At 61.7% G+C, this 14,950-nt stretch carries 14 protein-coding genes; 3 read left to right on the forward strand and 11 right to left on the reverse strand.

Going from position 1 to position 14,950, the window contains the following annotated elements; genetic code table 11:
- Positions 1 to 3 precede the first annotated feature (3 nt).
- The 9 genes from ACIQUB_RS24090 to ACIQUB_RS24130 all read right to left on the reverse strand — a co-directional run bounded on the left by ACIQUB_RS24090 (position 4) and on the right by ACIQUB_RS24130 (position 10,501).
- Positions 4 to 735, reverse strand: a complete 732-nt coding sequence (locus ACIQUB_RS24090) for a nucleotidyltransferase family protein (RefSeq protein ID WP_113238249.1) — start codon at positions 733 to 735, stop codon at positions 4 to 6.
- A gap of 12 nt (positions 736 to 747) precedes the next feature.
- Positions 748 to 2,265, reverse strand: a complete 1,518-nt coding sequence (gene tsaE, locus ACIQUB_RS24095) for a tRNA (adenosine(37)-N6)-threonylcarbamoyltransferase complex ATPase subunit type 1 TsaE (RefSeq protein ID WP_113238250.1) — start codon at positions 2,263 to 2,265, stop codon at positions 748 to 750.
- Entirely contained in the window at positions 2,262 to 4,676 is a 2,415-nt protein-coding gene (locus ACIQUB_RS24100) for an ATP-binding protein (protein ID WP_402932885.1), read from the reverse strand. Before ACIQUB_RS24100 ends, tsaE begins: the two co-directional genes overlap by 4 nt.
- Positions 4,677 to 5,045: 369 nt before the next feature.
- Positions 5,046 to 6,446, reverse strand: coding sequence for an adenosylhomocysteinase (gene ahcY, locus ACIQUB_RS24105; protein ID WP_018901146.1), 1,401 nt, complete (start codon positions 6,444 to 6,446; stop codon positions 5,046 to 5,048).
- A 166-nt stretch (positions 6,447 to 6,612) separates the two neighbouring features.
- Positions 6,613 to 6,891 (reverse strand): HPr family phosphocarrier protein, encoded by a 279-nt coding sequence (locus ACIQUB_RS24110; RefSeq protein WP_402932887.1) that lies wholly within the window; start codon positions 6,889 to 6,891, stop codon positions 6,613 to 6,615.
- Positions 6,892 to 6,901: 10 nt separating this feature from the next.
- Positions 6,902 to 7,303 carry a PTS sugar transporter subunit IIA gene (locus ACIQUB_RS24115; RefSeq protein WP_018901148.1) on the reverse strand — a complete coding sequence of 134 codons (402 nt, stop codon included), beginning with the start codon at positions 7,301 to 7,303 and terminating at the stop codon, positions 6,902 to 6,904.
- Between the two features lie 153 nt (positions 7,304 to 7,456).
- Positions 7,457 to 7,909 carry a serine/threonine protein kinase gene (locus ACIQUB_RS24120; protein WP_113238252.1) on the reverse strand — a complete coding sequence of 151 codons (453 nt, stop codon included), beginning with the start codon at positions 7,907 to 7,909 and terminating at the stop codon, positions 7,457 to 7,459.
- Complete coding sequence (locus tag ACIQUB_RS24125) at positions 7,906 to 9,693, reverse strand: sensor histidine kinase (RefSeq protein ID WP_026283476.1); 1,788 nt, start codon at positions 9,691 to 9,693, stop codon at positions 7,906 to 7,908. The genes ACIQUB_RS24120 and ACIQUB_RS24125 overlap by 4 nt, the downstream gene beginning before the upstream one ends.
- 76 nt (positions 9,694 to 9,769) lie before the next feature.
- Complete coding sequence (locus ACIQUB_RS24130; protein ID WP_196809369.1) at positions 9,770 to 10,501, reverse strand: response regulator transcription factor; 732 nt, start codon at positions 10,499 to 10,501, stop codon at positions 9,770 to 9,772.
- A gap of 342 nt (positions 10,502 to 10,843) precedes the next feature.
- On the opposite strand from ACIQUB_RS24130, the gene ACIQUB_RS24135 reads away from it, so the two are divergent.
- From ACIQUB_RS24135 to ACIQUB_RS24145, 3 genes are all read left to right on the forward strand, one after another.
- Positions 10,844 to 12,454 carry a phosphoenolpyruvate carboxykinase gene (locus ACIQUB_RS24135; protein WP_113238253.1) on the forward strand — a complete coding sequence of 537 codons (1,611 nt, stop codon included), beginning with the start codon at positions 10,844 to 10,846 and terminating at the stop codon, positions 12,452 to 12,454.
- 109 nt (positions 12,455 to 12,563) lie between these two features.
- Positions 12,564 to 12,998 (forward strand): alternative ribosome rescue aminoacyl-tRNA hydrolase ArfB, encoded by a 435-nt coding sequence (gene arfB, locus ACIQUB_RS24140; protein ID WP_018901153.1) that lies wholly within the window; start codon positions 12,564 to 12,566, stop codon positions 12,996 to 12,998.
- A 16-nt stretch (positions 12,999 to 13,014) separates the two neighbouring features.
- Entirely contained in the window at positions 13,015 to 13,626 is a 612-nt protein-coding gene (locus tag ACIQUB_RS24145) for an alpha-ketoglutarate-dependent dioxygenase AlkB (protein WP_113238254.1), read from the forward strand.
- On the opposite strand, the gene coaA is transcribed toward ACIQUB_RS24145, so the two are convergent.
- Both coaA and ACIQUB_RS24155 read right to left on the reverse strand, forming a co-directional pair.
- Positions 13,623 to 14,618, reverse strand: a complete 996-nt coding sequence (gene coaA / locus ACIQUB_RS24150; RefSeq protein ID WP_112533133.1) for a type I pantothenate kinase — start codon at positions 14,616 to 14,618, stop codon at positions 13,623 to 13,625. The two genes, ACIQUB_RS24145 and coaA, sit on opposite strands and share 4 nt — an antisense overlap.
- Complete coding sequence (locus ACIQUB_RS24155; RefSeq protein WP_113238274.1) at positions 14,618 to 14,938, reverse strand: phosphoribosyl-ATP diphosphatase; 321 nt, start codon at positions 14,936 to 14,938, stop codon at positions 14,618 to 14,620. Before ACIQUB_RS24155 ends, coaA begins: the two co-directional genes overlap by 1 nt.
- Positions 14,939 to 14,950 lie beyond the last annotated feature (12 nt).

Below are 14,950 nucleotides of genomic sequence, written 5' to 3' on the forward strand. Positions count from 1 at the left end.
GGCCTATCCCAACGCCCGGTAACGCCGGATCGTCTCTTCCGCGTCGCCGATCGCCTCGGGCGTGCCGACGGTCAGCCAATGTCCCTCGAGCATCATGCCGTAGAGCCGGCCGCGCGCGATCGCCTTGTCGAAATAGATGTTGAGATTGAAGGCGTCGGCAGGCGCGTCGTCGAGAAATGCGGTCTGCATGGCAATCGCCCCGGCATAGACCACCGGGTCGGGACCATCGGCGCGAACGCGGCTCAGCCGGCCGGCCTCATCGCGGTTGAAGTCGTTCTTGCCGTTATGCCCGGTCGTGTCGTCGAGATTGACGCAGAGCATCGCCATGTCCATCCGATCCGCATCGAAGAATCCGGCTAAGCGCCGCAGATTGCTCGGGCGATCCGGCCGCTCGCCGATCCAGAAGAGATCGGCATTGGTGACGAAAACAGGGCCGCGATCGAGCAGCTTCAAGCCCTTCGCCAGGCCGCCGCCGTTGTTCATCAGCCCAGCGCGCTCGTCGGAGATGATGATCTCGAGCGCCTTGTAGCGGCTGAGATGGTCGAGCATCTGGTCGGCGTGATGGTGGACGTTGACCACCGCCTTCTCGACGCCCGCTTCGGCGAGCGAATCCAGCGCATAGTCGATCATCGCCTTGCCGTCGATTTTCACCAGCGGCTTGGGGATCGTATCGGTAATCGGGCGCATGCGGGTGCCGAGACCGGCAGCCAGCACCATGGCTTGTTTGATGGTCATATCGTCCGAAACTTATGATTCGCTGGTGACTATTCCAGTCCTTACGCACCACTCGCGCAAGGGGGCAAGCGTTTCATGCTGAAGCGCCACGCTCAAATAGGAGAGCGTGCGCGGCATGTGCTTCATATAGCCAGGTTTTCCGTCGCGCCGCATCAGCCGAACCCATAGGCCGGCCAGCTTGCAATTGCGCTGCGCTGACATGATCGCCCAGCTTTTCAGGAAGCCGGCCTCGTCGAAGCCGCCTTGCGCGCGGCGCAGCGACAGGTAGTGCCCCATCAGCCGGTCGAAGAGATCGGGCTCGATGGTCACGCGCGCATCCTGGGCGATCGAGGCGAGATCGTAGGCCGTCGGCCCGATCATCGCATCCTGGAAGTCGATCAGGCCGACCCGCTTTACGCCGTTCTCGGCTTCCCGCCAGATGATATTGGGCGAGTGAAAATCGCGCAGCAGCAGGTTCTTCTCGGCCGCATCAAGCTGGTCGATCAGCGCGTCCCAGATCGCGAGGTATTCGTTGCGCTCCGCATCGGTCACCGGCGCCCCATCGCGTTTCCACGGCAGATGCCAGTCAAGCACGAGGCGCACTTCCATCTTCATGGCGGTGCGGTCGAAATCCGGGATGTGGTGCACGTGGCTGTCGGTGACGCGGATATCCTGCGGGATCGCCTGCGCATGCAAGGCCGCCAGGCAGGCGATGCTTTCGAGGTAGCGCTCGGCGATCGGCTGGCCGTTCTCATCGAGAACCCCATCGCTGCCGAGATCTTCGATCAGCAGGATTCCCTGTTCGTAATCGACCTTATGGATCAGCGGCGTCGCGAAGCCGCGATCGCGCAACACGTCGGCGATGGCGACGAACGGATAGGCGTTCTCGGCAATATGCGCCACCTTCGGATAGGGCTTGCCGTCAAGCACTGGCGGCCCTTCCGGCAGCGGCGGCCAGTCCATCAGGATGCGGCGCACACCGTCGTCTGGATAGATTGCCTCATAGGCCCTAAGCGACGCGTCGCCCGTGAGAAACCGGCGCTTGGCAAGCGGGTAGCCGGCCTCTGCCAGAAAGGCGCGAATGGCGAGCACGCGGTTGATCCGCGCCGCCTGCTTCTCGGGCGCCGCAATCGTCGCCCGGCGACCGGCGCCCTCATGCGTCAGCGTCAGCACGATCCGGTCATCAGGCAGCTCGCTCTCGGCCATCTCCGGCCATTCGACCAGACAGATGCCGTTCTGCAGCGCCTCGTCGAAGCCGAGCTCGGTCAGTTCGGCGGCATCGCCGAGCCGGTAGAGATCGAAATGCGCAACGGGAATGCGCAGCTCGTAGGACTGCACAAGCGTGAAGGTCGGGCTCGGCACTTCGAGCTCAGCGTCGTCGGCAATCGCGCGGATCAGCGCCCGCGACAGCGAGGATTTTCCGGCGCCAAGATCACCCGACAGCGCCAGGCAGTCGCCCGGCTTCAGCGCCAGCGCCAAATCTTCGCCGAGACGGTCGGTAGCTGCCTCGTCTTCCAGGAAAAGCGAGATGACAGGCGCGCTTGTCGTCATTCGGCGGCGGCGTAGGAGGGGAGGTTGGCCGAAGGAATCCGGCAAATGACCGTCGTTCCCTTGCCCGGCTGGCTGTCGATGACGACCTGGCCGTTATGAAGGTTGACGAAGCTGTCGACGATCGACAGGCCAAGGCCTGCACCACCGCGCTTGCCGCTTTTCGCGCCCGTCGCGAAGCGATCGAAGACGGTCGAGATCATCTCTTGCGAGATGCCCGGGCCTTGATCGGTCACGCTGAAGACGAAGTCCGTTCCCTCGCGCTGGCAGGCCAGCGCTATCGAGGCGCCCTCCGGCGAGAAATTCGCGGCATTGGACAAAAGCTTGACTAGGATCTGCTTCAGCCGCTGCGGGTCGGCGATGATCGATCCGAGCCGTGCCGGCGCGGTGATCTCCAGCGTCACGCCGCTTTCCTGCAGCCGGTCGGCGATCTGGATCGAGACGTCGTCGAGCAGGTCGCCGAGGTCGATCTCCGAATAGTTCAGCCGCATGATGCCGGCATCGACGGTCGCAAGGTCGAGAATGTCGTTCACCAGCGTCAGCAGGACCGACGAGGAGGTGGAGATGTGGTCGATATACTCCGCCTGTCGTTCGTTGAGATCGCCAAGCCCCGGCGTGCGCAACAGGTCGGTAAAGCCGATGATGTTGGTCAGCGGCGAGCGCAGCTCGTAGGACACGTGCTGGACGAAATCGTTCTTCAGCTCGTCGGCCTTGCGTAGCGCGTCGTTCTTTTCCGTCAGTGCGCGTTCGGCGCGAACGCTGTCCGTCATGTTGACGAAGGTCAGCATCGTCTGCGCGTTCGGCAGCGGAATGACGGCGTAGTCGAGCACGAGGCCAGAGAACAGCTCCAGCGTCCCCTGGCTCGAGCGACGCTCGTCATCGAAGCTGGTGATCAGCTCGGCGAAGGTCTTCCAGCCATCGGGCCTGTCGTAGGACGGCGCGCATGCGTCGCCCAGCGCCCGGATATGCGTACCCGGCTTGGCTTCCGCTTCGGTAATGCCCCAGAGCGCGCGGAACGCAGGGTTCGACAGGCGAATGCGGCCATCCGGACCGAACACTGCCACACCTTCGGAAAGATGGTCGATAGTTTCGCCCTGAACCTTCACCAGCGTGTTGTAACGCGTTTCGAGATCGACCTGTTCGGTCAGGTTCTCGAACACCCAGGTGGCGCCGCCCTGTGGATGCGCGGTCGCGAAGACGCGCAGTGTCTGGCCGTTAGGCAGGTGCCAGAGGTCGGATTGCGTATCGAGCGCCCGGTAGACTGAAAGCGCCGTCTCTTTCCAGGTCTTCCAGTTCAGCTGGTCCGGCAGCTTCTTGGCGGCGCGCAGGCGCTCCAGAAGCTCGGCATTGTCAGGCTTGCTCTCAAGGAATGCGATATCGAGCTGCCACAGCGTCACGAAAGCCTGGTTGTAGAACTGCAGGCGCTGGTCGCCGTCGAAGATCGCGACCGGCGTCGCCAGGTGGTCGAGCGTCTCGGCGTGGCTCTTCAGCGTGCGCTCCAACTCGGCGCGAACGGTCTCGACGCCGGAGACGTCGACCGCGATGCCGGCCGAACCGCTCGGAACCTTCACGTCGACAACGTCGAGGAAGGTGCGGTTGCCGTGGATGACGGTCGAGATCTTGTCGTGAAACGGTGATTCCGGCGTTGCGACGGCGCGGATGCGCTCGCGCGCGATGGTCGTCAGAATTTCACGGCCCTCAGAGATCGCCTCGTCGGGTGATGCAGCGTCGACGGCCGCGCCATAGGCGTGGTTCACCCAGGTTAGCCGGCCTTCGGTGTCGCGCTGCCAAGCCGGCAGGTCGATGGAGTCAAGCAGGCCCTGGAACGCCGAGATCGACGACATCAGCCGGTCGCGCTCGATCTTCAGTTCGGCAAGCTCGGCGCGCAGATTGTTAAGCGCCACGAAGCGAACGAAGGCGCGGCCGCCGGAAACCCGACCCTGCGCTTCCAGCACCTCTTCGCGGTGGGTCTCGACGACGATGTCGAAGCTCTTGGCCGACTGCCGCAAGCCGTCGATGGCGCGGTCGAGTTCCGATGCAGAGCGTGGCTTCAGCCAGAGGCCGAACGCCAGAAATTCATTGTCCTGCGGTGCGCCCGTCTCGGCCGGCAGCTGTCCCAGCAGTTCGGGGCGCTCATCGCCGTCCCAGATCACGATGCGCCGGTTCTTGTCTGCGATCAGCGCTTGGTATTGCGAAATGCGCTGCTGCGCATCCGATAGAGCGGAGCGGATCTCGCGGCCTTCGCTCTCGAGATTGCCGCGCTGGCGCACGACCCAAAGCGTGGAGAGAAGGGCTGCCGAGATGACGCCGATCACGACGGAGAAACCGACGACCTGCGTGGAGGTGAAAAGATGCGGAGACGCGGCAGCCTCTGCCGCTGCCTGTGCGAAAACCGGCTCGGCGATCGACGCCATTGCAGTCCCCGCGGCAAATATCCTTGCCACCTGAGCCAACAAGCCTGATCGCTGTGTCGAAGCCTTGGGGGCATCGACCGGTTTTCCATTGCCCGGGTGACCAGTGCAGCAAGACGGGTAAACGCCGTCTTCTGCCTGTTTGACCAGGCGGTGCATCATTTCCGACATGCGCGGTATGTCTCCGTCCTTTTGTGCCGCATTACGACAAGACATCCCATTTTCGAAGCAAACGGACGCGTCCGTCTCCACGAATCGAGTGTTAAAACAATACTTCGGATAGGATTCGTCGGGAAGATGTGTGCCAAAAAATAAGGGTGCGGCATTTGTCAATGCCGCACCCTCTAGATGTTGTGGATATCAAATCCGCTATTAGTATCTGTAGTGGTCAGCCTTGAACGGACCCTGCGGCGTGACGCCGATGTAGGATGCCTGTTCTTCCGAAAGCTGCGTCAGCTTGACGCCGAGCTTGGCGAGATGCAGGCGCGCGACCTTCTCGTCGAGGTGCTTCGGCAGGATGTAGACCTGGTTCTGGTACTGGCCGGGCTTGGTGAAGAGCTCGATCTGCGCCAGCGTCTGGTTCGTGAACGAAGCCGACATAACGAAGGACGGATGGCCCGTTGCGTTGCCGAGGTTCAGCAGGCGGCCTTCCGAGAGCAGGATGATGCGGTTGCCCTTCGGGAATTCGATCAGGTCGACCTGCGGCTTGATGTTGGTCCACTTCAGGTTACGCAGCGCGGCAACTTCGATTTCGTTGTCGAAGTGGCCGATGTTGCCGACGATCGCCATGTCCTTCATCGCGCGCATGTGGTCGATGCGGATGACGTCCTTGTTGCCGGTCGTGGTGATGAAGATGTCGGCGGTCGAGACGACGTCTTCGAGCGTGACGACTTCGAAGCCGTCCATGGCGGCCTGCAGGGCGCAGATAGGGTCGACTTCCGTGACCTTGACGCGTGCGCCGGCGCCGAGCAGCGAAGCAGCCGAGCCCTTGCCGACATCGCCGTAACCGCAGACGACGGCAACCTTGCCGGCCATCATCACGTCGGTGCCGCGGCGGATGCCGTCAACCAGCGATTCTTTGCAGCCGTACTTGTTGTCGAACTTCGACTTGGTGACCGAGTCGTTGACGTTGATGGCAGGGAAGGGCAGCAGGCCCTTCTGGGAGAGCTGGTACAGACGGTTGACACCAGTGGTGGTTTCTTCGGTGACACCCTTGATCGCGTCGCGCTGCTTGGTGAACCAGCCGGGCGTTGCGGCGAGGCGCTTCTTGATCTGCGCGAAGAGGATCTCTTCTTCTTCCGAATGCGGGTTGGACAGGACGTCTTCGCCGGCTTCGGCGCGGGCGCCGAGCAGGATGTACATGGTGGCGTCGCCGCCGTCATCGAGGATCATGTTGGAGAGGCCGCCATCGGCCCACTGGAAAATCTGGTCGGTGTAGACCCAGTAGTCGTGCAGTGACTCGCCCTTGACGGCGAAGACAGGAACGCCCGAAGCGGCGATCGCGGCAGCGGCGTGGTCCTGCGTCGAGAAGATGTTGCACGATGCCCAGCGCACTTCGGCGCCGAGAGCGACCAGCGTCTCGATGAGCACCGCCGTCTGGATCGTCATGTGCAGCGAGCCGGTGATCCGTGCGCCCTTGAGCGGCTTCGATGCGCCGAACTCTTCGCGGCAGGACATCAGGCCCGGCATTTCGGTTTCAGCGATCGTGATTTCCTTGCGGCCGAAGTCTGCGAGGCCGATATCGGCGACGACGTAATCTTTTTCAGTGCTCATTGGGTTCTCCATGCTGAAAGCGTCTCAGATGCGAAGGCGCGAAACGAGGTCGCGCGACGAAAAGCTCCGCGCAGGCGCGGTCATGCCAGCCGTTTAGCAGGCTTCTATGACGAAGGCAATAATGATATAAAGAAGTCTTTATATGTTTATATGGTCCGACGGACCGTTACATATCTTCGCCGAACTTGTTCTGGATCAGCTGGTCCAGCGCGTCGAGCGCCTGTTCGGCCTGGTTGCCGCTGGCCGAAACCAGAACGCACGAGCCCGGGCTTGCTGCCAGCATCATCAACCCCATGATCGAGTTGCCGCCAACGGTCATCCCATCCTTCGAGACTGTGATCGAAGCGTCGAAGGTTTCGACCGTCTGCACGAATTTCGCCGAAGCGCGCGCATGCAGGCCACGCTTGTTGATGATGAGAATTTCGCGGGAGAGCTGGACGGTCATCTGGGGCTCGTTATTTGCCGCTCAAGACGCGGCTGGCGACATTGATGTATTTGCGGCCGGCTTCGGATGCCTCGGCGAGCGCCTTTTCCATGTTGTCTTCGCCGCGCACGCCGGCGAGCTTGATCAGCATTGGCAGGTTCATGCCGGCGATCACTTCGGTATGTCCGCTGCTCATCACGGAGATCGCCAGATTGGAAGGAGTGCCACCGAACATGTCGGTCAGGATGACCACGCCATGGCCGTCATCGGCGTTTGCAACAGCGCCCAGAATATCCTGGCGTCGCTGATCCATGTCGTCTTCGGGGCCGATACAGACCGTCTCGATGAATTTCTGAGGACCGACAACATGTTCGACCGCATGACGAAACTCTTCAGCCAGCTTGCCGTGAGTGACAAGCACAAGTCCGATCATGATACTACTGCTCCCAATGGCGTATGCAAACGGTAGGCCCAATATCGCAATGCAGCAATCGCGTCCACCGTGGGGGCACATCTTGGCTATGAAAAGCCGAATGGCAAGACAAAAATGCACGGTTTCGCGCGCCAGCTGCCGGTTTCGTGGGCATTAGCGCCCGATTTCAGGTGCTTTGGCCATCAATACCGCCAGTGGAAGCGGCACATTAGCCAGCAACCGAATGACGGGCAGCGTAATACCCTGCGAAACCACGGTCGTCTCACCCTCCGGCGGCACCCTGTCTTCCCCAGAAACATGGCCGGGGAGCACCGCATAATGCATGGGGGCTTCCTGGATAAAGGGGAGGCGAACGATTCCGGTTCCGCGCAGCTCGAGCATCCCTTGTATGGAGGGCGGGCAGGCCGCGATCGCGATGTTGTCCCGAACTGAGATCATCACTTGATCGTCGGCGACCAAGGCGGCATCGAGCCCGATCCTCTTCGCCTCGGTAAGACACGCAAAGGCGAGCATCGATTTGCCCCAGCCCGACGGCCCCATAAAAAGAAGCCCGGTCTTGCCGACGACGATCGCCGTCGCGTGAATATTGACCGGGGCCGCGGTCATGCGTTGGGATCTGCTGGAAGCGCAAGCGTGAAGCGGGCGCCGACCACCTCTTCGGTCTCGGCGTCGATGATGTTTTCGGCCCGCAGCGAGCCGCCATGCGCTTCAGCGATCTGCCGGCTGATGGAAAGGCCGAGGCCGGAATTCTGCCCAAAGCCTTCGGACTCAGGCCTGTCGGTATAAAAGCGCTCGAAGATGCGGTCGATGTTCTCCGCCTGAATGCCGGGGCCGTTATCCTCGATATAGACGATACAGCGCGAGCGGGTGCGCACCAGACGAACGGTGATTTTCCCGTCCTGGTCGGAGACGAAGGAGCGTGCGTTTTCGATCAGGTTGGTCACGATCTGGCCGATGCGCAGGTCGTGGCCGTTGACGAGGAAGCGCGTCTTCACGCCGGGCTTTCGCTCGATCGCGAATTCGATCTGTACTTCCTTCTTGCGGTTGCGGATCTGCCGCGAGATTTCCACGAGGTCACGAAGCAGAACCTCCAGATCCACCGATCCCGCATCGACGCGGGCAAGCTCGGCATCGAGGCGCGAGGCGTCGGAGATATCGCTGATCAGGCGGTCGAGACGGCGCACGTCATGCTGGATGACATCCATAAGCCGCTTCTTGGAATCGTCGGATTTCGCCAGCGGCAGCGTCTCGACGGCGCTGCGCAGCGAGGTCAGCGGGTTCTTCAATTCGTGGCTGACGTCGGCCGCGAAACTCTCGATCGCGTCGATCCGGTCATAAAGCGCGGTCGTCATGTCGCGCAGCGCGATGGAGAGGTTGCCGATCTCGTCCTGGCGAACGGAGAAATCAGGGATCTCCTCACGCTCCTTGGAGCCGCGGCGCACGCGGATCGCCGCAGCCGAAAGGCGGCGCAGTGGATTGGCGATCGTCGACGACAGCACCAGCGACAGGAGCACGTTGACCAGCGTCGCGACGCCGAAGACGCGCATGATGCCAAGGCGCTCGGCATGAACGATGTTGTCGATGTCGCCGGCCTGCGTCGATAGCAGCAGCACGCCGAGCACAGCACGAAAACGCTGGATCGGCACCGCGACGGAAACGATCAGCTCGCCCTTTTCCGTGGTGCGGACGACAGCGCCGCGCACACCGGTCAGCGCGTTCATGACTTCAGGGTAGATCGAGCCGTCGCCGCCGGGCGCTTCCTTGTAAAGCGGCAGGTTGCCCGGCTGCAGAACCTTGTTGAAGATCGTCGTAAACCACTCGCCCCAGGTCTGCTCCTCATCGGCAACCGGCGGAAGGTCGAAGCGCAGCACCTGGCCGCGCGAGTAGAGATGGCGCGAATCGAGCAGCAGATTTGCGTCGGCATCGAAGATGCGCGCGCGCGTGCGGGTCGGCGAGATCAGGCGACGCAGAACCGGCGCGACCTTTTCCGGATCGATGGGAAACTCCAGGTCCTCGTCGTTCGGGACCGGCGTGATGCTCTGACCGGCCTGCAGCTCCAAGAGCTTTTCGGGATCGATGGTGATCGAGTTGGTATCGACCGAGGCCGAAGCCGAGACGGCGCCGGCGATGATCTCGCCCTGCGTCAACAGGCTCTCGACACGGGCGTCGATCAGCCCCTCGCGAAACTGGTTGAGGTAGAGAATGCCGCCGACGAGAACGACGAGCGCTGCGAGATTGAAGAAGAGGATGCGACGCGTCAGGCTGGAAAAGACGGCGTTGCCGAAGATACGGCGAATGATCGTGAAAGGATGCGACCAGCGTCGTCCCCTGACGCGTCGGCCTACGCCGTCTGCGTCATCCAGATCCTTCTCCTGCACCAACTGTGCCAACGACAGCCCTTTCGAAGAGCGGGCCGCGTCCGCGGCGCCGGCTCTCATATATTCCTATCCGCCGCGCCCTTAGGCGTCAGGCTGCTTCGCGGAAGCGGTATCCCACTCCGTAGAGCGTTTCAATCATATCAAAGTCGTTGTCGACCATCTTGAATTTCTTGCGCAGCCGCTTGATGTGGCTGTCGATGGTGCGGTCGTCGACATAGACCTGCTCGTCATAGGCCGCATCCATCAGCGCGTCACGGCTTTTCACGACGCCGGGGCGCTGCGCCAGCGAGTGCAGGATCAGGAATTCGGTGACGGTCAGCGTCACAGGTTCGCTCTTCCAGGTGCAGGTGTGGCGTTCCTGGTCCATCACAAGCTGGCCGCGCTCAAGCGAGCGCGCGAGCTGTGCGGCACCGGGCTTGGGTGCTGCACCCGTCGCGGCAGCTGCCGCGGCTTCACGGCCGGCGGCGCGGCGCAGGACGGCGCGAACGCGCTCGACCAGCAGTCGCTGTGAGAACGGCTTGGTGATGAAGTCGTCGGCGCCCATCTTCAGGCCGAAAAGTTCGTCGATCTCTTCATCCTTGGAGGTAAGGAAAATCACCGGCATGTCGGATTTCTGGCGCAGACGGCGCAGCAGTTCCATTCCGTCCATGCGCGGCATCTTGATATCGAAGATCGCCAGATGCGGCGGGCGGGCGAGAAGACCGTCAAGGGCCGAGGCGCCATCCGTATAGGTCTCGACCTTGTATCCTTCGGCCTCAAGCGCGATCGACACCGAGGTCAGGATGTTACGGTCGTCATCAACGAGCGCGATTGTCGGCATTGTATTCGTCTCCGTCATCTAATGCGCGTCTCCAGGTTTTTTGAAGGTCCCCAGGCGGCCATATGAACCGGATGCGCTTATGGGGATAAAGGTGGAACAAATTGTGGCAAAGATAAAGGGTGGGGCGATCGGTAATTTTTGAAAACAACCGAAAGTCGTGCAGTGAAATCGACTACGCCAAGCCAGTTCAAACGATTTAAAATAAAAGCCAGAAATTTAAATCGATTAAATAACTGATATCATTAAATAATATCGATTTATGCCACTTGCGTTTTAAAAATCCTGTCCGTAGGTTCGCGCTCAGTTCTTAACGGCGTTGAGCCCCAAGGGAAGGAAATGACCATGGAGCAGTTCGGTACACACAACCCAGCGATAGAGCTGGCGACGGCAGGTTTCGCAGGCGCGAAGAGCGTTCGCTATAACTTCACCGCTGCCTCCCTCTATGAAGACTCGATTCGCCGGGGAGAAGCCGAACTCACCGCTCACGGCGCCTTGCGGGCATTGACCGGCCAGCACACCGGCCGCTCGCCCAAGGACAAGTTCGTCGTGCGTGACGCGAATACCGATGGCCAGATCTGGTGGGACAACAACAAGCCCATGTCGCCCGAGCATTTCGCGCTTATGAAGCAGGACATGCTGGCGCACGCCGCCGGCAAGGAGCTCTTCGTGCAGGACCTGATCGGCGGCGCCGATGAGGCGAATGCGCTGCCGACCCGCGTCGTCACCGAGCTTGCCTGGCATTCGCTGTTCATCCGCAACCTGCTGATCCGGCCGGAACGTTCCACGCTGGAGAGCTTTGCGCCGAAGCTGACGATCATCGACCTGCCGACTTTCAAGGCCGATCCGGAACGCTACGGCTGCCGCACCGAAACCGTCATCGCCTGCGACCTGACGAACGGCGAAATCCTGATCGCCGGCACCTTCTACGCCGGCGAGATGAAGAAGTCGGTTTTCACGGCGCTGAACTACCTGTTGCCGGCCAAGGGCGTCATGCCCATGCACTGCTCGGCCAACGTCGGCCCGGATGGCGATGCCGCGGTCTTCTTCGGCCTGTCGGGCACCGGCAAGACGACGCTTTCGGCAGATCCGGCCCGCACGCTCATCGGCGACGACGAGCACGGTTGGGGCGAGGACGGCATCTTCAATTTCGAGGGTGGCTGCTACGCCAAGACCATCCGCCTCTCGGCCGAAGCGGAGCCGGAGATCTACGCAACGACGCAGCGCTTCGGCACCGTGCTCGAAAACGTCGTGCTCGATGAAAACCGCGTTCCCGATTTCAACGATGGTTCGCTCACGGAAAACACCCGTTGCGCCTATCCGCTCGATTTCATCCCGAACGCTTCGGAAACCGGCCGCGCCGGCCATCCGAAGACGATCATCATGCTGACGGCCGATGCCTTCGGCGTCATGCCGCCGATCGCCAAGCTGACTCCGGATCAGGCCATGTACCACTTCCTGTCCGGCTACACCGCCAAGGTCGCCGGCACGGAGCGCGGCGTGACCGAGCCGGAAGCAACCTTCTCGACCTGCTTCGGCGCCCCGTTCATGCCCCGGCACCCGTCGGAATACGGCAATCTGCTGAAGGAGCTGATCGGCCGCCACGGCGTCGAATGCTGGCTCGTCAACACTGGCTGGACCGGCGGCGCCTATGGCACCGGCAAGCGCATGCCGATCAAGGCGACGCGTGCGTTGCTCGCAGCCGCGCTTTCGGGCGAACTCAGCAAGTCCGATTTCCGCGCCGATCCGAACTTCGGCTTCGCCGTTCCGGTTGCGGTTGCGGGCGTTGAAAGCGGCATTCTCGATCCGCGCTCGACCTGGGCCGATGCTGCCGCCTATGACGCGCAGGCGAACAAGCTGGTGACCATGTTCATCGACAATTTCGCCAAGTTCGAAGGTCACGTCGACGGCGGAGTGCGCGATGCGGCCCCGGGTTTTCGGGTAGCCGCTGAGTAAATCAGCGACAACTGATTGATGATTCACGTGAAACCCGGTCTTGAATGGCCGGGTTTTGCGCGTTTTGAAGCGCCTTTCCAAGCGGGAGGCGATGTGAGATAGACATCACATGGCCAGCGACCCGCTCTATATCAACGACAGGATCACCATCTCAGGATGGGAACTGACGGAACAGTTCGTTCTGGCGGGCGGTCCCGGCGGGCAGAACGTCAACAAGGTCTCGACATCAGTCCAGCTGTTCTTCAACATCCAGAATTCGCCGGCGCTGAACGAGCGTGTGAAGATCAACGCCGTGAAACTGGCAGGCCGTCGCATGTCCAAGGAAGGCGTGCTGATGATCGAGGCCAGCCGCTTCCGCAGCCAGGAACGCAACCGCGAGGATGCGCGCGAACGGCTGAAGGAACTGATCCTTGAGGCCGCCAAGCCGCCGCCGCCGCCACGCAAGAAGACCAAGCCGACCAAGGGCTCCGTGGAACGCCGGCTGAAGGCCAAGTCCGGCCGCTCCGACGTTAAGAAGATGCGCAGCCGCCCGAGCGGCGAGTAAGCCAGAGGAGGGCGCGATGCTGCAGCTGCCGAACGGCATTCGCCACAGCCCGGATTATCTGAGCCGCCCCCGCCAGGAAGCTCTGGTCGACATCATCCGCTCTGTCGTTGCCGAAGCGCCGCTCTACACACCCGTCATGCCCGGCACCGGCAAGCCCATGTCGGTGCGCATGACCAATTGCGGCTCGCTCGGCTGGGTCACCGATAGGGAACGCGGCTACCGCTACCAGCCGACCCATCCGGCCACGGGAAAACCATGGCCGGCAATCCCCGGCGAATTGCTTGATATTTGGAATGATGTCTCGGGCTACGGCAAGCCACCCGAGGCCTGCCTCGTCAACTTCTACGCGGACGACGCTAAAATGGGCCTACACCAGGACAAAGACGAGCAGGACCTTTCGGCGCCCGTCGTGTCGATCTCGCTCGGCAACACCTGCCTGTTTCGCGTCGGTGGCTTGGAGCGAACGGAAAAGACCACGTCCTTCAAGCTCTCCAGCGGCGATGTCGTCATTCTCGGCGGGCAGGGGCGTCTGTGCTTCCACGGCGTCGACCGCATTTACCCGTCGACATCCACGCTTCTGAAAAATGGCGGCCGCATCAACCTCACGCTTCGGCGCGTGACGCCTTAAAGCTTGCGGAGCGCCACCTGCTCGATCAGGTGGTTCTGCCCCTTGCGCAGGATCAGATCAGCGCGCGGGCGCGTCGGCAGGATGTTCTCGCGCAGGTTCTTCAGGTTGATGTTCTGCCAGAGCCCCTCGGCGATCGACAGCGCTTCCTCCTCGCTGATCGAGGCGTAGCGGTGGAAGAACGAGTTGGGATCGCGGAAGGCGGTCTCGCGCAGGCCCATGAAACGAGTCACGTACCAGTCGTGAATCCGGCTTTCATCCGCGTCGATATAGATCGAGAAGTCGAAGAAATCCGAGACCATCGGCACAATCTTGCCGCCCGCCGGCAGGTCGCGCGATTGCAGCACGTTGATGCCTTCGAAGATCAGGATGTCGGGCCGGTCGATGATCTTGTATTCGTTCGGCAGCACGTCATAGACAAGGTGCGAGTAGGAGGGCGCCTTGACGTCGGGCTGCCCGGCCTTGATCGCCGCCAGAAACCGCAGGATCGCACCCGTGTCATAGCTCTCCGGGAAACCCTTGCGCTGCATCAGGTTTTCCCGCTGCAGCACGGCGTTCGGGTAGAGAAAGCCATCCGTGGTCACGAGATCCACCTTCGGGCTCGACGGCCAGCGGCGCAGAAGCTCTTTCAGAATACGCGCGGTGGTCGACTTCCCCACCGCCACGGAGCCGGCGATCCCGATCACGAACGGCGTCTTCGCCACGTTCGACAGGCTGAGGAACCGGTTGCGCTGCTTGAATAGGAGCAGCGACGATTCCACATGCGCCGAAAGCAGGCGCGACACCGAGAGATAGATGCGCCGGACTTCGTCGAGATCGATCGGGTCGCCCATCGAGCGCAGTCGCTTGACTTCGTCGGAGGTCAGCGTCATCGGCGTATCCGCCCTGAACTTCGCCCATTCCTCGGATGAAAAGAAGTGATAGGGCGAATAGGCATTCGCCTGGAAATGATCGTGCGCCTCGGGCGCACCGGTGATCTGTCTTGCGATACCCATCAGCTTTGCCGACTGGCCTTCTCCCTGAGGCCGGATTGAGCGGTACGGCGCTCAAGTTCCGCCATGACATCTTGTAGCGGAATACCGGCGATCTTCAATACGACCAAGAGATGATAGAGCACGTCGGCCGCCTCGTAGGTGAGGTTTTCGCGGTCGTCGGTGACGGCTGCCATCACGGCTTCGATCGCTTCCTCGCCAAGCTTCTTCGCCGCCTTCGGCTGGCCCGCCGCAACGAGCTTCGCCGTCCAGGATTCGTCGGGCGCGGCCTTCGACCGCGCGTCGACGATCTTTTCGAGGTCGCTGAGTGTGAATTCGCTCATCATATCGCTTTC

The organism is Rhizobium sp. NPDC090275 (assembly GCF_044772225.1).
In the GTDB taxonomy this organism is placed as follows: domain Bacteria; phylum Pseudomonadota; class Alphaproteobacteria; order Rhizobiales; family Rhizobiaceae; genus Rhizobium.